General features: G+C 66.4%; 14 protein-coding genes, 7 tRNA genes and 1 pseudogene. 11 read left to right on the top strand and 11 right to left on the bottom strand.

What is annotated here, in order from left to right:
- The first annotated feature begins 124 nt into the window (after positions 1-124).
- The 5 genes from prfB (at position 125) to ACCC97_RS20020 (ending at position 5,721) form a co-directional block, all read left to right on the top strand.
- Positions 125-1,229, top strand: a protein-coding gene (gene prfB, locus ACCC97_RS20040; RefSeq protein WP_157632219.1) for a peptide chain release factor 2 whose coding sequence is annotated in 2 segments (ribosomal slippage) — positions 125-205 and positions 207-1,229 — 1,104 coding nt in all. Because the reading frame shifts where the segments join, the coding sequence is not laid out codon by codon here.
- On the top strand, positions 1,229-1,900 hold the full coding sequence (locus ACCC97_RS20035) for an HAD family hydrolase (RefSeq protein ID WP_056589745.1): 672 nt from the start codon (positions 1,229-1,231) through the stop codon (positions 1,898-1,900). The genes prfB and ACCC97_RS20035 overlap by 1 nt, the downstream gene beginning before the upstream one ends.
- A complete protein-coding gene (gene pepN, locus ACCC97_RS20030; protein ID WP_413334598.1) occupies positions 1,887-4,583 on the top strand; it encodes an aminopeptidase N in 2,697 nt (898 codons plus the stop codon). Before ACCC97_RS20035 ends, pepN begins: the two co-directional genes overlap by 14 nt.
- A gap of 23 nt (positions 4,584-4,606) precedes the next feature.
- Positions 4,607-5,620 (top strand): class 1 fructose-bisphosphatase, encoded by a 1,014-nt coding sequence (locus ACCC97_RS20025; protein ID WP_007835557.1) that lies wholly within the window; start codon positions 4,607-4,609, stop codon positions 5,618-5,620.
- 25 nt (positions 5,621-5,645) lie between these two features.
- Positions 5,646-5,721 (top strand) — tRNA-Thr (locus tag ACCC97_RS20020).
- Positions 5,722-5,926: 205 nt separating this feature from the next.
- Here the strand turns inward: ACCC97_RS20020 and ACCC97_RS20015 are convergent.
- The 9 genes from ACCC97_RS20015 to ACCC97_RS19975 form a co-directional block, all read right to left on the bottom strand.
- Positions 5,927-6,643, bottom strand: coding sequence for an SIR2 family NAD-dependent protein deacylase (locus ACCC97_RS20015; protein ID WP_413334596.1), 717 nt, complete (start codon positions 6,641-6,643; stop codon positions 5,927-5,929).
- Positions 6,644-6,678: 35 nt separating this feature from the next.
- Positions 6,679-6,755 (bottom strand) — tRNA-Asn (locus ACCC97_RS20010).
- Between the two features lie 28 nt (positions 6,756-6,783).
- Positions 6,784-6,857: transfer RNA gene (locus ACCC97_RS20005), tRNA-Cys, on the bottom strand.
- Positions 6,858-6,870: 13 nt separating this feature from the next.
- Positions 6,871-6,946 (bottom strand) — tRNA-Asp (locus ACCC97_RS20000).
- Positions 6,947-6,965: 19 nt separating this feature from the next.
- Positions 6,966-7,041, bottom strand: a tRNA-Trp gene (locus ACCC97_RS19995).
- A gap of 12 nt (positions 7,042-7,053) precedes the next feature.
- A tRNA-Pro gene (locus ACCC97_RS19990) sits at positions 7,054-7,131 on the bottom strand.
- A 20-nt stretch (positions 7,132-7,151) separates the two neighbouring features.
- Positions 7,152-7,228 (bottom strand) — tRNA-Leu (locus ACCC97_RS19985).
- 206 nt (positions 7,229-7,434) lie between these two features.
- The gene (locus ACCC97_RS19980; protein WP_413334594.1) at positions 7,435-7,644 is read right to left on the bottom strand and encodes a hypothetical protein; all 210 of its coding nucleotides are present in this window, start codon (positions 7,642-7,644) and stop codon (positions 7,435-7,437) included.
- A gap of 132 nt (positions 7,645-7,776) precedes the next feature.
- On the bottom strand, positions 7,777-11,385 hold the full coding sequence (locus ACCC97_RS19975; protein ID WP_413334592.1) for an indolepyruvate ferredoxin oxidoreductase family protein: 3,609 nt from the start codon (positions 11,383-11,385) through the stop codon (positions 7,777-7,779).
- 92 nt (positions 11,386-11,477) lie between these two features.
- Between ACCC97_RS19975 and ACCC97_RS19970 the strand changes: the two genes are divergently transcribed.
- The gene (locus tag ACCC97_RS19970) at positions 11,478-11,999 is read left to right on the top strand and encodes an Lrp/AsnC family transcriptional regulator (protein WP_007835568.1); all 522 of its coding nucleotides are present in this window, start codon (positions 11,478-11,480) and stop codon (positions 11,997-11,999) included.
- 38 nt (positions 12,000-12,037) lie between these two features.
- Here the strand turns inward: ACCC97_RS19970 and ACCC97_RS19965 are convergent, their stop codons facing one another.
- Both ACCC97_RS19965 and ACCC97_RS19960 read right to left on the bottom strand, forming a co-directional pair.
- Entirely contained in the window at positions 12,038-13,240 is a 1,203-nt protein-coding gene (locus ACCC97_RS19965) for a DUF2252 domain-containing protein (RefSeq protein ID WP_413334590.1), read from the bottom strand.
- An 88-nt stretch (positions 13,241-13,328) separates the two neighbouring features.
- Positions 13,329-13,817 carry a response regulator transcription factor gene (locus ACCC97_RS19960; protein WP_413334588.1) on the bottom strand — a complete coding sequence of 163 codons (489 nt, stop codon included), beginning with the start codon at positions 13,815-13,817 and terminating at the stop codon, positions 13,329-13,331.
- Positions 13,818-13,961: 144 nt separating this feature from the next.
- Between ACCC97_RS19960 and ACCC97_RS19955 the strand changes: the two are divergent.
- From ACCC97_RS19955 to ACCC97_RS19935, 5 genes and pseudogenes are all read left to right on the top strand, one after another.
- A pseudogene (locus ACCC97_RS19955) lies at positions 13,962-14,084 on the top strand (SAM-dependent methyltransferase); the annotation flags it as partial.
- 91 nt (positions 14,085-14,175) lie between these two features.
- A complete protein-coding gene (locus ACCC97_RS19950; protein ID WP_007835573.1) occupies positions 14,176-14,397 on the top strand; it encodes a DUF1059 domain-containing protein in 222 nt (73 codons plus the stop codon).
- Between the two features lie 185 nt (positions 14,398-14,582).
- The gene (locus ACCC97_RS19945; RefSeq protein WP_413334586.1) at positions 14,583-15,086 is read left to right on the top strand and encodes a (2Fe-2S)-binding protein; all 504 of its coding nucleotides are present in this window, start codon (positions 14,583-14,585) and stop codon (positions 15,084-15,086) included.
- Positions 15,083-17,335 (top strand): molybdopterin cofactor-binding domain-containing protein, encoded by a 2,253-nt coding sequence (locus ACCC97_RS19940; RefSeq protein ID WP_413334584.1) that lies wholly within the window; start codon positions 15,083-15,085, stop codon positions 17,333-17,335. The genes ACCC97_RS19945 and ACCC97_RS19940 overlap by 4 nt, the downstream gene beginning before the upstream one ends.
- Positions 17,332-18,636, top strand: a complete 1,305-nt coding sequence (locus tag ACCC97_RS19935; protein ID WP_413334582.1) for a c-type cytochrome — start codon at positions 17,332-17,334, stop codon at positions 18,634-18,636. The genes ACCC97_RS19940 and ACCC97_RS19935 overlap by 4 nt, the downstream gene beginning before the upstream one ends.
- Positions 18,637-18,671: the final 35 nt, after the last annotated feature.

Here is an 18,671-nt window from a genome sequence, read left to right as displayed (position 1 = left end):
CCCCCATCCCAGCCTTCCCCCAGAGAAGGAAGGAGCAATACAGGGCCTCCGCAAGGCAGGTTTTCGGAGCGTGAGAAAATGTCGGGTTCCCCCCGAACACCAACCCTCACAGTCAGGACACCCCATGGACGCAGAACAGATCAACCAAATCGGCGCAATGCTCGCGGACCTGAGCGTTCGTACGGTCGATTTACGGAGGTATCTTTGACTACGATGCCAAAGCTGAACGACTGAGGACAGTCAACGCATCGCTCGAAGACCCGAACGTCTGGAACGACCCGAAGAAGGCCCAGGAACTGGGCAAGGAAAAGAAGTCGCTCGACGACGTGGTCATCACGCTCGACCGGCTCACCAACGGGCTCTCGGACAACACCGAGCTTTTCGAGATGTCGAAGGAAGACGGCGACATGGACGGCCTGCAGGCCATTGCCGATGACGCCGCCACGCTCGAAGCCGACATCAAGCAGCTCGAATTCCGCCGGATGTTCAACAACCCGGCCGATCCGCTCAACGCCTTCGTCGACATCCAGGCCGGCGCCGGCGGCACCGAGGCCTGCGACTGGGCCAGCATGCTGCTGCGCCAGTACCTGAAGTACGCCGAGCGCAAGGGCTTCAAGACGCAGATCGAAGACGAAACGCCCGGCGACACCGCCGGCATCAAGGGCGCGACCATCAAGGTCGAGGGCGACTACGCCTTCGGCCTGCTGCGCACCGAGACCGGCGTGCACCGCCTGGTGCGCAAGTCGCCGTTCGACTCGTCGGGCGGGCGCCACACGAGCTTTGCCAGCATCTTCGTGTACCCGGAAATCGACGACTCCATCGAGATCGAGATCAACCCTTCCGACGTGCGCACCGACACCTTCCGCGCCAGCGGCGCCGGCGGCCAGCACATCAACAAGACCGACTCGGCCGTGCGCCTGACGCACATCCCGACCGGCATCGTGGTGCAGTGCCAGGACGGCCGCAGCCAGCACAGCAACCGCGACGTGGCGTGGAAGCGCCTGCGCTCGCGCCTGTACGACCACGAGATGCGCAAGCGCCAGGAAGAGCAGCAGAAGCTCGAGGACAGCAAGACCGACGTGGGCTGGGGCCACCAGATCCGCAGCTACGTGCTGGACAACAGCCGCATCAAGGACCTGCGTACCAACGTCGAAGTCTCGGCCACACAGAAGGTGCTGGACGGTGATCTCGACGTGTTCATCGAAGCTTCGCTGAAGCAAGGCGTCTGATGAAGGTCGAAGCGCTGATCTTCGACATGGACGGCACCATGATCGACTCCATGCCCTGGCATGCGCGATCGTGGGTGGAGTTCGTGGCACGCCACGGGCTGAAGCTCGACGTGAGCGACATCCTCGCGCGCACCACGGGCCGCACCGGCACCGAGTGCATGCGCGAGCTGTTCGAGCGCGACCTCTCCGACGCCGAGTGCCAGGTGCTGGTGCACGAGAAGGAAGAAATCTACCGCGCCATGTTCAGCGACAACTTCGCCGAAGTGGCCGGCTTCTCCGCCTTCGCCAAGGCGGCCGTCGCGCGCGGGCTGAAGGTGGCGGTCGGCACTGCCGGCGACAGGCACAACATCGAGTTCGCCATGTCGCGCCTGAAGATGGACCCGCTGCCGCTGGCCATAGTGGGCGGCGATGAAGGCTTCAGCGGCAAGCCCACGCCCGCCATCTTTCTCGAAGCTGCACGCCGCATCGGCGTTGCGCCCGAACGCTGCATCGTTTTTGAAGACGCGCCCTTCGGCATCGAAGCCGCCCGCCGCGGCGGCATGCGTGCCGTGGCCGTGTGCAGCACCCATACCGCCGCCGAGCTTGCCGGCCCCCATGTGATTGCCGCGGTTCGCGACTACGACGAACTCGCCCATTCGAATTTTCTGGAGACACTCGATGATGTTGCGTGACGCTCAAGGGCAACCAATTGCCATTCGCCGCGAAGACTATGCCGCTCCGGCCTACTGGATCGACACCGTCGACCTCACCTTCGACCTCGACCCCGCCAAGACCCGCGTGCTCAACCGCATGCAGATGCGCCGCAACCCCGAAGTGCCGCTGGAGCCGCTGCGCCTGCAAGGCGACGAACTGAACCTGGCGCGCGTGCTCGTCAACGGCCAGGGTGCGTCGTTCCGCATGGAAGGCGACCAGCTCGTCATCGACGGCCTGCCCGACGCGTTCGAGCTCGAAATCTTCACCACCTGCTGCCCCATCAAGAACACCAAGCTGATGGGCCTGTTCGTGAGCGAAGACACCTTCTTCACGCAGTGCGAGGCCGAGGGCTTCCGCCGCATCACCTACTTCCTCGACCGTCCGGACGTGATGGCGATGTACACCGTGACGCTGCGCGCCGCCAAGGCCGCCTACCCGGTGCTGCTGTCGAACGGCAACCTCGTCGAGCAGGGCGACCTGCCCGAAGGCCGCCACTTCGCGAAGTGGGTCGACCCGTTCAAGAAGCCCAGCTACCTGTTCGCCCTGGTGGCCGGCAAGCTGGTGGCACGCGAGCAGCGCATCACCGCGCGCAGCGGCAAGGAGCACCTGCTGCAGGTGTACGTGCGCGCCGGCGACCTCGACAAGACCGAGCACGCGATGAACTCGCTCATCAACTCGGTGCTGTGGGACGAAGCCCGCTTCGGCCTGCCGCTGGACCTCGACCGCTTCATGATCGTGGCCACCAGCGACTTCAACATGGGCGCCATGGAGAACAAGGGCCTGAACATCTTCAACACGAAGTACGTTCTGGCCAACCAGGCCACCGCCACCGACGCCGACTACAGCAACATCGAGAGCGTGGTCGGCCACGAGTACTTCCACAACTGGACCGGCGACCGCGTCACCTGCCGCGACTGGTTCCAGCTCTCGCTGAAAGAAGGCCTCACCGTCTTCCGCGACCAGGAATTCAGCCAGGACCTGTGCGCCGACGCCTCGGCCCGCGCCGTCAAGCGCATCGAAGATGTGCGCGTGCTGCGCACCGCCCAGTTCCCGGAAGACGCGGGCCCGATGGCCCACCCGGTGCGGCCCGACAGCTACATCGAGATCAGCAACTTCTACACCGTCACCATCTACGAGAAGGGTGCCGAGGTGGTGCGCATGATGCAGACGCTGGTCGGCCGCAAGGGCTTCGAGCGCGGCATCACCCTCTACTTCGAGCGCCACGACGGCCAGGCCGTGACCTGCGACGACTTCGCGCAGGCCATTGCCGACGCCAACCCCGAATCGGAACTGGCCCGCCTGCTGCCCCAGTTCAAGCGCTGGTACAGCCAGGCCGGCACGCCGCGCCTCGCGGCCCACGGCGTGTACGACGCGCAGAGCCGCAGCTACACCCTGAGCGTGGTGCAGAGCTGCCCGCCCACGCCGGGCCAGCCGACCAAGGAGCCCTTCGTCATTCCGCTGAACGTCGGCCTCCTCGACGCCAGCAGCGGCCGCGAACTGCCCCTGCAGCTCGAAGGCGAGAGCGAAGCCACACACGGCACGCGCACCGTGGTGCTGTCGCGCGCCGGCGAGCAGATCACCTTCACCGGCCTGGACGCCGAGCCGGTGCCTTCCATCCTGCGCGGTTTCAGCGCGCCGGTGATCCTCGACTTCGAGTACACCGACGCCCAACTGCTCACCCTGCTGGCCAACGACCCCGACCCGTTCAACCGCTGGGAAGCCGGCCAGCGGCTGGGCCTGCGCGCCGCGCTGCAGGGCATTGCCGCCCTGGCCACCGACGCCACGCCGGTGCTGAACGACGCCTACATCGACGCCATGCGCAGCGTGCTGCGCAACCCGCAGCTCGACGCCGCCTTCAAGGAACTGGTGCTCACGCTGCCGTCGGAAACCTACATTGCCGAACAGCTCGACGTGGTCGACCCGCAGCGCGTGCACCTCGTGCGCGAAGCCATGCGCGCCCAGCTGGCCACCGCCCTCTTTGCCGACTGGCAGTGGGCCTATGAAGAGCACCACGACACCGGCGCCTACAGCCCCGACCCGACCTCGTCGGGCCGACGCGCGCTGGCCGGCATGGCGCTCAACTTCCTGTGCCTGGCGGCGCGCGCCTCGGGCGACGCCGTGTGGCCGGGCAAGACGCTGCAGCGCTTCAAGGACGCAGGCAACATGACCGACCGCTTCAACGCGCTCAACGCGCTGGTATCGTCGGGCCACACCCTGGCGGCGCAGGCACTGGCGCGCTTCCACGCCATCTTCAAGGACGAGGCGCTGGTCATCGACAAGTGGTTCTCGCTGCAGGCCGGCGCCAGCGACCGCGGCGGCGACATCCTGCCGCTGGTGAAGCAGCTGATGAAGCACCCCGACTTCTCGCTGAAGAACCCGAACCGGGCGCGCAGCGTGATCTTCAGCTACTGCAGCGCCAACCCCGGCGCATTCCACCGCCCCGACGCGGCCGGCTATGTGTTCTGGAGCGAGCGCGTGATCGAGCTCGACGCCATCAACCCGCAAGTGGCTGCCCGCCTCGCCCGCGCACTCGACCGCTGGAGCAAGCTGGCCGAGCCGTACCGCAGCGCCGCGCGCGAAGCCATCGCCCGCGTGGCCGCCAAGCCCGACCTGAGCAAGGACACGCACGAAGTCGTGACCCGCGCCCTGGCGGGAAACTGAAGCAACCGAACCCCACAAGACACATGGCTCAACAAAAGATTTCCCTCACCCGCTACCTCGTCGAACAACAGCGTGCCGACGGCCTCATCCCCGGCCAGCTGCGCCTGCTGCTCGAAGTGGTCGCGCGCGCCTGCAAGAGCATCAGCCAAGCCGTCAACAAGGGCGCGCTGGGCGGCGTGCTCGGCACCGCCGAGAGCGAGAACGTGCAGGGCGAGATCCAGAAGAAGCTGGACATCATCGCCAACGAAGTGCTCATCGAGGCCAACGAATGGGGCGGCCACCTCGCGGCCATGGCCAGCGAGGAAATGGACAGCATCTACGTGGTGCCCAACCGCTACCCGCAGGGCGAATACCTGCTCATGTTCGACCCGCTCGACGGCAGCAGCAACATCGACGTGAACGTCAGCATCGGCACCATCTTCAGCGTGCTGAAGAAGCCCGACGACCACCCCGGCGTGCAGGAAAGCGACTTTCTGCAGGCCGGCACGCAACAGGTGGCCGCCGGCTACTGCATCTACGGCCCGCAGACCACCCTGGTGCTGACCGTGGGCAACGGCGTGGCCATGTTCACACTCGACCGCGAGCAGGGCAGCTTCGTGCTCACGCAGGAAGACATCCAGATTCCGGCCGACACCAAGGAATTCGCGATCAACATGAGCAACATGCGCCACTGGGACGAGCCCATGAAGCGCTACATCGAAGAGTGCCTGGCCGGCAAGGAAGGCCCGCGCGGCAAGGACTTCAACATGCGCTGGATTGCCAGCATGGTGGCCGACGTGCACCGCATCCTGATGCGCGGCGGCGTCTTCATGTACCCGTGGGACAAGCGCGAGCCCGAAAAGGCCGGCAAGCTGCGCCTGATGTACGAGGCCAACCCGATGAGCTGGCTGGTCGAACAGGCCGGCGGCGCGGCCACCAACGGCAAGCAGCGCATCCTGGATCTGCAGCCCACCAAACTGCACGAGCGGGTGAGCGTGATGTTGGGTTCGCGAAACGAAGTTGAGCGCTTGACCCAGTACCACGCCGAGAAGGCTTGATTTCTTGGCTATAATCTGAGGCTTCGCCGGTGTAGCTCAGTCGGTAGAGCAGCTCATTCGTAATGAGAAGGTCGGGTGTTCGATTCATCTCTCCGGCACCAATTGAAAAGCCCGCTATCCAAAAGGTAGCGGGCTTTTTCGTTATGCGGAATTCAAGCTGGCCACTTCGCGAGTAACTCGCCAACGCGTTCCAGCGAGTTGTAGCCGGCTTGGATCAATATTTCAGCGACCTGACTCCTGGTCGAATGCAAAAAGGCCCGCCATCAAAACGATGGCGGGCCTTTTGGTTTGCCGCATCGAGTTCAGCTACGAAGCCGCCGACGCCTCGCTCAACCATTTCAGGGCAAGCGCAGGCACGACCTCCGTCGCCCTGCCCTGCAGGAAGGTGAAGCCGTGCGGCACCTCTTCCATGTCGAGCGCTACAAGCACCTTCTGCGCGGTGCGGTCCGCGTATCGAACAAGAGATGCAGCCGGATGGACCGTGAGCGACGTGCCCACCACCAGCACGCGCGCTGCGGTGGCCACGTGCTCTTCGGCTTGCTCGAAGTCCTGCACTGCTTCGCCGAACCACACGATGTCGGGTCGCAATTGAGTGCCGTCTTCGCAGAGCTGCCCCATGGCAATTGGATTGCCATCGATGCGATAGCGCTTCGGGTCGGGCTCGGACGTTCCGCGCGCATACGCGAGTTGCCCGTGCAGATGCAGCACGTTGCGCGAGCCCGCACGCTCGTGCAGGGCGTCGACGTTTTGCGTGACGATCACAACCTCGTACGCTGGCTCGAGTGAGGCGATCGCGATGTGCGCCGCGTTCGGCCGCGCCTGCCATGCTTTCTCCCGGCGCTCGTTGTAGAAGGCAAGCACTGCCTCGGGGTGCCGCTGCCAGCCGTCCGGGCTTGCGAGTTCCTGCCACGAGTAGCTGTTCCACAGGCCCTTGGCATCGCGGAAGGTGGGCAGGCCGCTCTCGGCGCTCACGCCGGAGCCCGAGAGCACGACGATCTTGTTCGGTTGGACCCGGGATTTCATGCTTCGGCACTCCTTTGGCTTTGTTGTCGAATTATTGGCTCCCCGAACACGGATCGAACGTGTGACCTGCGCATTAACAGTGCGCCGCATCTACCAACTGAGCTATCGAGGAAAAAATGGATTGAAGAATGTGATGTGGATGGAGGCGCGGACCGGAGTCGAACCGGTCTGGACGGATTTGCAATCCGCTGCACAGCCGCTTTGCTACCGCGCCGAAACTTGGTGATTGGCGTTCCGCAGGGGAGTCGAACCCCTGGCTTCCTCCTGGACAGGGAGGCACTCTGGCCACTGAGTTAGCGGAACGAGGAAGAAAAAGGGTGACTGGCGCGCGCGGAAGGAGTCGAACCTTCAACCGTTGGGTTTGGAGTCCAGTGCTCTGCCAGTTGAGCTACACGCGCATAAAAAAAAGATGGTCTGGGTGGCAGGATTTGAACCTGCAGCCTCCTGCTTCCAAGGCAGGCCGTCTACCAGATTGACACTACACCCAGAGAAGAATCAGAAGAAAAATTGGTGCCCCGGGGGAGACTCGAACTCCCAGAATTCCGCTTCTAAGGCGGACACGTTTGCCAGTTTCGTCACCAGGGCTGAATAGGTGATGTGAGGCGACGATCCGTTCCAGTGGCCGGTCTCGCCTCGTTGCTTGCGAATTTTTAAAGAACATTCACGGGGCTGGAGCCCGATGTCATGCAGCACGATCGCTGCCTGAAAGGAATGAGTGAGGCAAAAAACAAAGAGGCCCGGAACCTTGCGGTGTCCGGGCCTCTGCTTGAGAGAGCTTGGGAGGTCTGCGCCTACGCGCTTCCTCCACCCGGTTGCACCTGATCCTTGCAATCGCTCGACCACAGATTGGCCTGCAGCTCTTGCATGGGGTACGGGTATTGATCAAGTTGCTGCAACGACGGCAGCAGGCCAAAGCCAAGGCCGTCATGCGACGCGACACGCACGAACACATTGCCCGATGCAGGGCAGGTGCTGTAGATGCGGATCTGTGCGGCTTTCACGATGTGTTCTGTTGGCGTTGAGTGGATCGGACTGTAAATAGTCTTTACACAACCGTCAACAACTTCGATCAACTTTTTTTGAAGTCCCGTGGTGGCCACACAGCCCATTCGACAAGCTCATCAATGCGGCTTCTATCGCGCGCTAGCCACGATCGCAATCCCCCGAATCTGCCCTGCCCCCGGCGCACGCTCCGGCTTCGCATAGTGCGCCGGCGCAAACCGGTGCAGCAGTTCCGCCTCCTGCACTTTCGCGGCTTCGAGGTTCGCGAGCTTGACGTGGCCGAAGCCGCGAATCGACAGCGGCAGTGCCGCGATGCGCGCGGCCGTTGCCTGGTTGCCGGCCGAGAGTTCGCCGGCCATCGCATCGAACAGCCCGTCGAAATGCGCGATCAGCTCGCGCTCCGTCCGCCGTTCGCCGGTGCGGCCGAAGGGATCGAACGCCGTGCCCCGCAACCGCTTGCCATGCGCCAGCCAGCGCATGGCGGGCAGCATCCAGCCACCGATGCGGATCTTGGCGGGCGCATGCCCGTTCGCGGCACGCGAGACCAGCGGGGGCGCCATGTGGAATTCGAGCTTCAGGTCGCCTTCGAACTGCTCCGACAGCTTCTTCACGAACTCTCCGTCGGCGTAGAGCCGAGCCACCTCGTACTCGTCCTTGTAGCTCATGAGCTTGAGCAGGCTGCGCGCCGCGTTGCGCGTGAAAGGCAGGCTCGCATCGCCCCCCGCCAGCGCAGCTTCGCGTGCACGCAGGCTGCGGATGCGCGCTTCGAAACGGTCTGCCCATGCGGCGTTCTGGTAGCCCGTCAGGTGGCGGCGTGCATCGGCGATCAGCACGTCGAGCGGGCGCTCGTCGGCCTGCGAAGCGTGTGCGTCCGTAGGCGCTGCGCGCAACTGATCGAGCGCCGCAGGGTCGCCCGCCGCAAGCCGCCCCAGCGAGAACGCCGACTGATTGGCCGCCACGGCCACGCCGTTCAGCTCGATCGCATGCATCAGCGCCTCCAGGCTCAGCGGCACCAGGCCGCGCTGCCATGCATAGCCCGCCGCCACGATGTTCGCCGCCAGCGTATCGCCGAGGAATTCTTCCGCGAGGCTTTGCGCGTCGAAGGTCTCGACCTGCTCCTCTCCGGCGACGAAGCGCATCTTCTCCAGCAGCAGGTCCACGTGCAGATCGGCATCGGGGTTGCGCAGCGACTCGGCCACCGGAATCTCGTGGATGTTCGCAAGCACGCGCGTGCGTCCGTGCCGCACGGTCTGCAGCGCATCGGCCGACGCACCCACCACCACGTCGCAGGCGAGGATCGCGTCGGCCTGCTGCGTGTCGATGCGCACCTGGTGCAGCCGCTCGCGCGAATCGGCCAGCCGCACGAAGCTCAGCACCGAGCCGCCCTTCTGCGCGAAGCCCATGAAGTCGAGCACGCTCGCGGCCTTGCCTTCGAGGTGCGCGGCCATCGCGATCACCGAGCCGACGGTCACCACGCCGGTGCCGCCCACGCCGGTCACGAGCAGGTCGTAGGGCGCGGTCCACACGTGCGCATCAGGGTGCGGTAGTGCGGCCACGCGATGCAGGAAGGCGTCGCGCCCGGCGGCCAGCGCGCCGCTCTTGCGGCGCAGCTTGCCGCCCGTCACGCCCACGAAGCTGGGGCAGAAGCCCTTGGCGCAGGAATAGTCCTTGTTGCAGCTGGTCTGGTCGATCTTGCGCTTGCGGCCCATCGGCGTTTCGTGCGGCAGCACGGCCACGCAGTTGCTCTGCACGGCGCAGTCGCCGCAGCCTTCGCACACGGCTTCGTTGATGAACAGGCGCTTGGGTGGATCGGCGAGCTCGCCCTTCTTGCGGCGGCGGCGCTTCTCGGCCGCGCAGGTCTGTTCGTAGATGAGCACGGTCACGCCGGCCATTTCGCGCAGCCGGCGCTGCACGTCGTCGAGCGCGGCACGGTCGTGGAACTCGGTGCCTTTCGGAAAGCGGTCCTTGATGTCGTCGTACTTGCCGATGGCGTCGCTGACAACGACGACCTTGCTCACGCCTTCGGATTCGACCTGCCGCGCAATGGCGTCCACGCTGATCGCGCCGTCGACAGGCTGGCCACCGGTCATCGCCACCGCGTCGTTGAACAGGATCTTGTAGGTGAGCGTCGCCTTGGCCGCCACGGCCTGCCGGATCGCGAGATAGCCCGAGTGGTAGTAAGTGCCGTCGCCCAGGTTCTGGAACACGTGAGGCGTCTTCGTGAACATCGCGTGCGAGATCCAGTCGACGCCCTCCCCGCCCATCTGGATCAGCCCCGCCGTACTGCGGTCCATCCAGTTGGCCATGAAGTGGCAGCCGATGCCGGCGCGCGCGGTCGAGCCTTCGGGGACCTTGGTGCTGGTGTTGTGCGGGCAGCCGGCGCAGAAGTACGGCACACGTTTGACGGCGTCGCTCGCGTTGCCAAGCAGCTCGGGCGGCGTGAAGTCGCGCACGTGCTGCAGGTGGTCGCCCAGGTCGTGGTTGTCGGGGAAGTGCACGGCCAGCCAGTGCGCGACCAGTTCGATGAGCCGCGAGGGGCGCAGCTCGCCGAGCGCCGACACCAGCGGCTGGCCCTCGCGGTCGTGCTTGCCCACGAGCACGGGCCGGGCATCCGCAGGCGCGTTGTAGAAGATGTCGCGCAGCTGCGTCTCGACGACCGCGCCCTTCTCCTCGACGATGAGGATTTCGTCGAGCCCTTGCGCAAAGGCCTTGATGCGCGTCTGCTCGACGGGAAAGCTCAGGCCGATCTTGTAGAGCCGCACACCGGCGCGGGCCAGTTGCTCCGGCGAGAGTTCGAGCCGGCGCAGCACTTCCATCAGATCGTGGTGCGCCTTGCCGCATGTGACGATGCCCACCTTCGCGCGCTCGCTCACGATCACGTGGCGGTCGATGCTGTTGCGCCGCGTGAAGGCGGCCACGGCCGCGAGCTTGTCTTCGAGCCGCGACTCGATGCGCAGCGAAGGCAGGTCGGGCCAGCGGTAGTGCAGGCCGTCCGCTGGCGCGCGATGGCCGGTGGCAGCGCGCACGGTGTCGGCGTCTTCCCAGGCCTCGACGCGCGCGTTGACCACGTCCAGGTCCACGGTGCCTGCGCTTTCGACCACCTCCGACAACGCCGCCATGCCGACCCAGGCGCCCGAGTAGCGCGACAGCTCGTAGCCGTACAGCCCGAACTCCAGGTACTCGGCGATGCACGAGGGCTGCATCACCGGCATCCGCCAGGCCATGAAGGCGTGGTCGCTCTGGTGCGGCATCGACGACGACACGCAGCCGTGGTCGTCGCCCGCCACCACCAGCACGCCGCCATGCGGCGACGAACCGTACGCGTTGCCGTGCTTGAGCGCGTCGCCCGCGCGGTCAACGCCCGGCCCCTTGCCGTACCACATGGCGAACACGCCTTCGACGGTGCGCTCGGGGTCGGATTCGACGCGCTGCGTGCCCAGCACCTGCGTGGCCGCCAGCTCCTCATTGACGGCCGGCACGAAGCGGATGCCTGTTTCCTTGAACCGTTCGCCGGCCTTCCAGATCGCCAGGTCGACCATGCCCAGCGGCGAGCCGCGGTAGCCGCTGACGAAGCCCTGTGTGTGCAGGCCGCGCTGCGCATCGCGCCGGCCCTGCATCACCAGCACGCGGATCAGTGCCTGCGTGCCGGTGAGGAAGACCGAGCCCGAAGGGGCCCAGAGGTTGTCGGAAAGCTGGTAGCCGGGCCGCCTGAGTGCGGTCGCGTTGTGTGGGGCGTTCATGCCCGGAATTGTTCTGCGGCGCCCCGCGGAAGTGCTTCTTCAATACACTGGCGCCAACCCTTGTTTGAAGAATAATCTTCTCGGAGTTCGCCATGAACGTCGATTCTCTTTCTCTTGACGAGCATTGCCTCAAGATTCTTTCTGCACTGCAGCATGACGGCCGCCAGACGGTGCAGCAGATTTCCGAGGCCGTGGGCCTGTCGCCCACGCCCTGCTGGAAGCGCATCAAGGACATGGAGGCGGCCGGCGTCATCCGCGGCTACACGGCGCTGGTCGATCCCGAACTGGTGGGCCTGCACGTGTCGGCCGTGGCCGAGGTGAACCTCGACCGCCACAGCGAGGCGATGGTGCAGCGCTTCGAGGAGGCGGTGGCCGCGAGCCCGCAGATCATCCGCTGCGTGTCGGCGACGGGGCCCGCGGACTACATCCTGAACGTGACCGTGCCGGACATGAAGCACTACGAGCGCTTCCTGCACGAGGTGCTGTTCAGCCTGCCCGGCGTGACGCACGTGCGCTCGAGCATCGTGCTGCGCGAGATCAAATCGGAGACGGCGCTGCCGCTCGACCACCTGCTGCCTGGCAAGGCACGCGCCGCTGGGTCGCGGCGAAGCTAGGACTGCATGAACGGCTTGACGCAGCCCGGCGGGGAAGGCTACGCCATCTTCCCCGCGTCATGAGCCTGGCAGTAGGCCTTCCAGTCGTTCTCGACTTGCGCTGCGCACTGGTGCGCAGCGTCCAGCAGGTCGCGGCGCCACGAACTGGCCGAGGTGCCGAAGTCGATCAGCTCGTCTGCGATGGCCGAGCCCTGGCGCCCCGAACTGCGCAGGTGCGCCCAGGCCATGAGTTGCCCCATCTCTTCGATCACGCCGCTGACCTGGCCCAGTCCGGTGCGGCGCACGTCGAGGCTCACCCGGTCCTCGCTGGGCTGCAGGTCGCGCAGCACGTAGGAAGACTTGCCATCGACGATCGGATGCAGGAAGGCCATCGACACAGCCTGCATGCGGCGTTGGACTGCCACCACGCGATGCGCCTGCGACGGCCACGCGGGCTGCCTGATCTTCAGGTGCGGCACGAGCGACGACGACGTTGCCTGCTTCAGGTCGAGCATGTAGTTGCCGTCGGGCGAGCCCTTGCCTTCGACCAGGACGACGTAGCGCTCCATTCCCAGGCTGCCGGTGCCGGCGATGCGCCGCGCCACGTCGAGCACCCTGAAGAAGCCCGGGTTGTCCTGCGATGCCGCAAATGCGTCGATCAGCCTGGCCGCTCGCTCGCGCCCGGCCCTGTCGGCCCGCAGCGCGTGCTCGCTGTCGCGGCGAATGCGCCGGCCGCCGTTCTTGCGTTCGGTGCGCTTGTCGAGAAAGGCAGCGCGCGTGCGGGCCTTGAGCGTCGCGAGCAGTTCATGAACGAGGCCGCTGGCGGTGTCGCGCTCCACCCAGCGGGCTTTGCCGAGCGCCAATGCACCGGCATAGCCATCGAGAAACACCTTGCACAGCGCGTTCGAATCGTCGGGCGTGGCGCGCAGGCTGCCGCCGGCCACCAGGATGCTCGACAGGAAGCGCACCAGCTCCCACGTCACTGGCGCCAGTGCCGACTCGTCGAAGTCGTTGAGATCAAAGTAAGCGAGCCGGTTGTCGCCCTTGTAGCTGCCGAAGTTCTCCAGATGGGCATCGCCGCACAGCCAGGCCGCCGGCGCCTTGGTGAACAGCGCATCGGCCGGCAGGCGGTCGTAGAACAGGTGGCAGGTGCCGCGCAGGAAGACGAAGGGGTTGGCGCGCAGGTTGGCGTACTTCATCACCAGGCGCTCGGGATCGCGCCCGGCGTTGAATTTGCGGATGGCCTTGGCGACGTTCAGCATGGCGTTGTTCGTTTCCCGCTTGAATGAGCGGCAGATTCTCGGCCAACGCGTGCCGATACCCGGCTTTGCTTGCCGGGCGCGCTTTTTTTCAGGGCATGTCGGGCCTGCCCATGCCGAGCGAGCGCAGCACGGCCGCCGTGCGCGTCTCGACGCCCAGCTTCACGTAGACATGCTCCAGGTGCTTGTGCACGGTGCGCGGGCTGATCGCCAGCAGGGCGGCGATCTCGGCGTCGGTCTTGCCGCGCGAGAGCCACCGCATGACCTCGCCCTCGCGGGGCGTGAGGCCGGGGGGCGGTGCGTTCATGGCCCGCGCATCGGGCAACGGCGCCTTGGTGCGGCGGGCCAGCCGGTAAAGCAAGGCCACCGCCACCGCATGCTCCAGCCCCACGCGCCGGCAGTAGTCGGCCTGCAGTTCGGCTTGGCGAAATTCGCGCCGGCCCGGTGCCTTGGCGACGTGCAGGGTCGTGCGCAAGCCATTGCTGCCGGCCTCGCGATGCCGCACGGGCGAATGCCCGGACTCCAGCTGCTCCAGCAGGCGAAGTGCGCTTGCGCAGTCGTTGCGCGTCAGGTGCGTCATGTCATGCCCCTTTCACGGCACGTACGCATTGCTGCGTATGGCGCCTGCATGCATCGAGACGCAGGATGCTCGCAGGCCCTTGCCGCCGACTCAGTATAGGCAGGCAAGCGCCGCGTATGCCGACGGCCGGCGAAGGGGATACACATGGCTATCGACGAAACACGGCTTAACGCGTTCATGGGTAACTTCGTCCATGACATCGGTGCCGTGATGCACGCAGCCACCATCGTCGCAGGCGACCAGTTGGGCCTGTACAAGGCGCTGGCCGGGGCCTTTGCCTCGGTGCGCAGGCGGGCGAGCGAGACGCCCTTCAACCTGATTTTCGAAGCACGTCCGTGAGGACATTCCAGGAGCTGCCATGTCACGCCAATACATCGACTGCCGCGAGTATCCAAGCACGATGAACTGCAGTGTCGCGCTGTCCGCAGACAGCGAGAGCGAACTGCTCGATGCCGCCGTCCAGCACGCAGTGGCCGTCCACGGCCACACCGACACACCCGAATTGCGCAAGCAACTGGCGAGCATGTTCAAGACCGGCACGCCGCCGGTGCAGGCGCCCGCACAGAAGGCTCCCGCCTGAGACGATCCTGCGCGGATCCGAGCGCCGTTTCGCACGGCGATGAATACCTTCGGGTGCTTGTAACGAGCACCCGTCGATGAAAACCGAGCAGCCCGCTTGAGTGCTGCCCTGCCCGCCGAGCGCGCTTTCCGAAGTCGCGCTATGGTTCGCTGCCACCACGGCGAACCAGACAAGAAGGCGGGTCCATGATCGATCTCAACATCAACGGCCAGTCCGTTGCCCTCAACGCTCCCGACGACATGCCGCTGCTCTGGGCACTGCGCGACATCGTCGGCCTCACCGGCACCAAGTTCGGTTGCGGTATCGCGCAGTGCGGCGCCTGCACCGTGCACCTCGACGGCCAGCCCGTGCGTTCATGCGTGCTGCCGATCGGCGCCATCGGCAAGAAGGCCGTCACCACCATCGAAGCCGTTTCGCAGACACCGGCCGGCAAGAGCATCCAGAAGGCCTGGCTCGACGTCGACGTGGTGCAGTGCGGCTATTGCCAGTCGGGGCAGATCATGTCCGCGGCCGCGCTGCTGCAGCGCACGCCCAACCCGAGCGACGCCGACATCGACATGGCCATGTCGGGCAACATCTGCCGATGCTGCACCTACTCGCGCATCCGCGCGGCCATCAAGCAGGCCGCCACCGGCAAGGCCGAGGTGCTGCAGTCGGTCGTCGCGATGCCTGTCAGGAGCGCATCGTGAAGCCGGCCGCCGTGGGTGCCGTGGGTATCAGCCGGCGCGGCGCACTGCAGGCCGGCGGCCTGGCGCTGGCCTTCACCTGGGTCGGCGGCAGCAAGGCCTTTGCCGCCATCAGCCCGCGGCAGCAGCCCGCCGACGCGGCCGCTGCGCTGGTGGATGGCAACCCCGCCTTCGCGCCGAACGCTTTCATTCGCATCGACGCCGATGGCGGCGTGCGCCTCGTGATGCCGATGGCCGAGATGGGCCAGGCCATCTACACCGGCTCGGCGATGCTGCTGGCCGAGGAACTCGGCGTCGAGCTCGACCAGGTGCGCGTGGAGCATTCGCCGCCGAACGAGGCGCTGTACGGCATGCCGCTGCTCGGCGGCCAGATCACCGGCGGCTCGACCAGCACGCGCGGCACCTACGGCGTGCTGCGCGAGGCCGGCGCGGTGGCGCGCACGCTGCTGGTGAGCGCTGCCGCCGCGCAGTGGAAGGTCGATGCTGCGAGCTGCACGGTCGCGCGCGGCGTGGTGAGCCACGCGCCGTCCAACCGGCAACTCGGCTTCGGCGCGCTCGCCGGTGCGGCCGCCAAGCTGCCGATGCCTGCCAAGGTGGCGCTGAAGGAACCGAAGGATTTCAAGCTCATCGGCCAGCCGCTGCGGCGCGTCGATTCGGCCGGCAAGGTCGACGGCAGCACGCAGTTCGGCATCGACGTGCGCCTGCCGGGCATGAAAGTGGCGACGGTCAAGGCCTGCCCCACGCTCGGCGGCGTGCTGGCCTCGGTGGACGACAAGGCGGCGCGTGCGATTCCCGGCGTGATCGACGTGCTCCGCATCAAGGACGCGGTTGCGGTGGTGGGCGAGCATTTCTGGGCTGCGAAGCGGGGTCTCGATGCATTGAACGTGCAGTGGACGCCGGGGCAGAACGCCGCGCTCACCACGCAGCAGCTGCGCGCGGCACTGGCCGGTGCGCTGGCGAAGGACAAGGCGATCGTCGGCAAGGAAACCGGCAAGCGGCCCGAGGGCACGCTGGTGCAGGCGACCTACGACCTGCCGATGCTGGCCCACGCGACGATGGAGCCGCTCAACACCACAGTGCACGTGCGGCCCGGCGAGTGCGAGATCTGGGTCGGCACGCAGGTGCCAACGCGCTGCGTGAGCGCCGCGGCCAAGGTCGCCGGCCTTGCGGAAGACAAGGTCGTTCTGCACAACCAGTACCTGGGCGGCGGCTTCGGCCGGCGGCTCGAGACCGATTCGGTCGAGCAGGCCGTGGCCCTCGCCAAGCAGGTGCCCTACCCGCTCAAGGTGGTGTGGACGCGCGAGGAAGACATCCGCCACGACATCGTGCGGCCGATGTACCACGACGACATCTCGGCCGTGGTCGACGGCGAGGGCCGGATCCTCTGGTTCGGCGACCGCATTGCGGGCGGCACGGTGCTGGGCCGATGGGCTCCGGCCTTCATGGGCAAGGACGGCATGGACAGCGACCTGATCGAATGCGTGGCCGAGCCCTGCTACGACCTGCCGAACCTCAAGGTCGAGTGGGTGCGGCACGACATGCCGCCCGGCTTGAACGTCGGCTGGTGGCGCGGCGTGGGGCCGACGCACAACCTCTTCGTGATGGAGAGCTTCATCGACGAGCTGGCGCAGCGCGCGAAGAAGGACCCGGTGGCCTACCGGCGCGCGATGCTGAAGAAGAACCCGCGCACGCTGGCGGTGCTCGACCTGGCCGCCGACAAGATCGGCTGGGGCAAGGGCACGCTGCCGGCCCGCGTCGGGCGCGGCGTGGCCGTGGGCGATGCCTTCGGCAGCCGCGTGTGCGCCATCGTCGAGGTCGAGGTCACGCCGCAGGGCGAGGTGCGCATGCGGCGCGCGGTGGTCGGGCTCGACTGCGGCATTGCCGTGAACGCGAGCTCCATCGAGGCGCAGATCCAGGGCGGCCTGCTGTTCGGCCTGAGCGCCGCGCTCTTCAGCGAGATCACGCTGCGCGAAGGCACCATCGAGCAGAGCAACTTCCACGACTACCGGATGCTGCGCATCAACGAGGCGCCGCCGGTCGAGGTCCATACCGTCAAGAGCGGCGAGGCGCCCGGCGGGCTCGGCGAGGTCGGCACCGCCATTGCGGCGCCCGCACTCGCCAACGCGATCTTCGCGGCCACGGGCGTGCGGCTGCGCGCGCTGCCGGTGAACCGTGCACTGCTGGCGCAGGACAAGGAGGCGCTGAAGAAAAAGATCGCCGATGCCGGGCACGGCGCAAGGAGCGCAGCATGAAGCGGCTCCTCAAGGTGCTGGTGGTGCTGTTCGTCGTTGGCGCGGCGCTGTATTTCTTCCTGAACCGTACCGACGGCTCCGAGGGCGAGGCGCCGGTGCTGGCCGGTGCGCCGGCTGATGCGGCGCTGCTGGTGCGCGGCGAATACCTCACCAAGGCCGCCGACTGCATCGCCTGCCACACGGTGCCCGGCAAGGGGCAGCCCTTTGCGGGCGGCCTGCCCTTCGTGCTGCCCTTCGGCACGATCTACTCGTCGAACATCACCGCGGACCCGACCACGGGCATCGGCAACTGGAGCGACGACCAATTCGTGCGCGCGCTGCACGACGGCGTGGGCGCGGACGGCAAGCGCCTGTACCCGGCGTTCCCGTACACCTCGTACACCGCGCTGAGCCGCAAGGACATCCTCGCGATCAAGGCGTACATCTTCAGCCTGCCCAAGGTGAACCAGCCGAACAGGGAGGCCGACCTGGGATTTCCGTTCAACCAGCGCTGGGCCATGGGCTTCTGGAATGCGGCCTTCTTCAAGAGCACCCGTTTCGAGGCCGATGCGTCCAAGCCGCCAGCGTGGAACCAGGGCAAGTACCTCGCGACAGCGCTCGGCCACTGCGCGGAATGCCATACGCCGCGCAACTTCGCCTTCGCGATGGAAAGGGGCAACGACCTCGCGGGCGAGTCGGTCCAGGGCTGGCGCGCCTACAACATCACGTCAGATGCGAAGAACGGCATCGGCGCATGGAGCGATGCCGAGCTTGCCTCGTACCTCACGACCGGGCATGCCGAGGGCCGAGGCTCCGCTTCGGGGCCCATGGGCGAGGCGGTGGAACACAGCCTGCAATACCTGAAGCCGGAGGACGCCTCGGCGCTCGTGAGCTATCTGCGCACGGTACCGGCGAAGTCGGGCAAGGCGCCGATCGAGGTCGATGCGAAGGCACCGTGGGCCGTTGCGGCGAGCGCAGCGGCACCGGCAGCCAACACGGCCGAAGGCCACGAGCAAGGGCTCAGGCTCTTCGCTGCGGCATGCGCGAGCTGCCATCAGTGGAACGGGCAAGGCCAGCAGACGGCCAACGCATCGCTGCTGGGAACGCGCGGCGTGAACGACCCTGACGGCTCCAACGTCACGCAGATGATCCTGCAGGGCGTGAGGATGCGCGTGCACGACAAGAAGGTCTACATGCCGGCCTTCGGCAAGGCCTACACGGACACCGAAGTCGCGGCGCTCGCCAACTACGTGATCGCGCAATTCGGCAACAAGCAGGGCACGGTCACGCCGGAGTTCGTCGCGAAGCAGCGCACGCAATGACGCCCCCTCCCCCGGGGGCAGCACCGGAGGGGCCG

The sequence above is a fragment of the Variovorax sp. Varisp85 genome (genome assembly GCF_047304045.1).
In the GTDB taxonomy this organism is placed as follows: Bacteria; Pseudomonadota; Gammaproteobacteria; order Burkholderiales; family Burkholderiaceae_C; genus Variovorax.
Note: the sequence above shows the minus strand (reverse complement) of the source record. Positions and strands in the feature narration are given on the sequence as shown.

Excerpts from the sequence above, each read along its gene's own strand:
- ACCC97_RS20015 (WP_413334596.1), bottom strand. The coding sequence starts at position 6,643 with ATGAAATCCCGGGTCCAACCGAACAAGATCGTCGTGCTCTCGGGCTCC.
- ACCC97_RS19950 (WP_007835573.1), top strand. The coding sequence starts at position 14,176 with ATGTCACGCCAATACATCGACTGCCGCGAGTATCCAAGCACGATGAAC.
- ACCC97_RS19965 (WP_413334590.1), bottom strand. The coding sequence starts at position 13,240 with ATGCTGAACGTCGCCAAGGCCATCCGCAAATTCAACGCCGGGCGCGAT.
- ACCC97_RS19970 (WP_007835568.1), top strand. The coding sequence starts at position 11,478 with ATGAACGTCGATTCTCTTTCTCTTGACGAGCATTGCCTCAAGATTCTT.
- ACCC97_RS19960 (WP_413334588.1), bottom strand. The coding sequence starts at position 13,817 with ATGACGCACCTGACGCGCAACGACTGCGCAAGCGCACTTCGCCTGCTG.
- ACCC97_RS20025 (WP_007835557.1), top strand. The coding sequence starts at position 4,607 with ATGGCTCAACAAAAGATTTCCCTCACCCGCTACCTCGTCGAACAACAG.
- ACCC97_RS19935 (WP_413334582.1), top strand. The coding sequence starts at position 17,332 with ATGAAGCGGCTCCTCAAGGTGCTGGTGGTGCTGTTCGTCGTTGGCGCG.
- pepN (WP_413334598.1), top strand. The coding sequence starts at position 1,887 with ATGATGTTGCGTGACGCTCAAGGGCAACCAATTGCCATTCGCCGCGAA.
- ACCC97_RS20035 (WP_056589745.1), top strand. The coding sequence starts at position 1,229 with ATGAAGGTCGAAGCGCTGATCTTCGACATGGACGGCACCATGATCGAC.
- ACCC97_RS19945 (WP_413334586.1), top strand. The coding sequence starts at position 14,583 with ATGATCGATCTCAACATCAACGGCCAGTCCGTTGCCCTCAACGCTCCC.
- ACCC97_RS19975 (WP_413334592.1), bottom strand. The coding sequence starts at position 11,385 with ATGAACGCCCCACACAACGCGACCGCACTCAGGCGGCCCGGCTACCAG.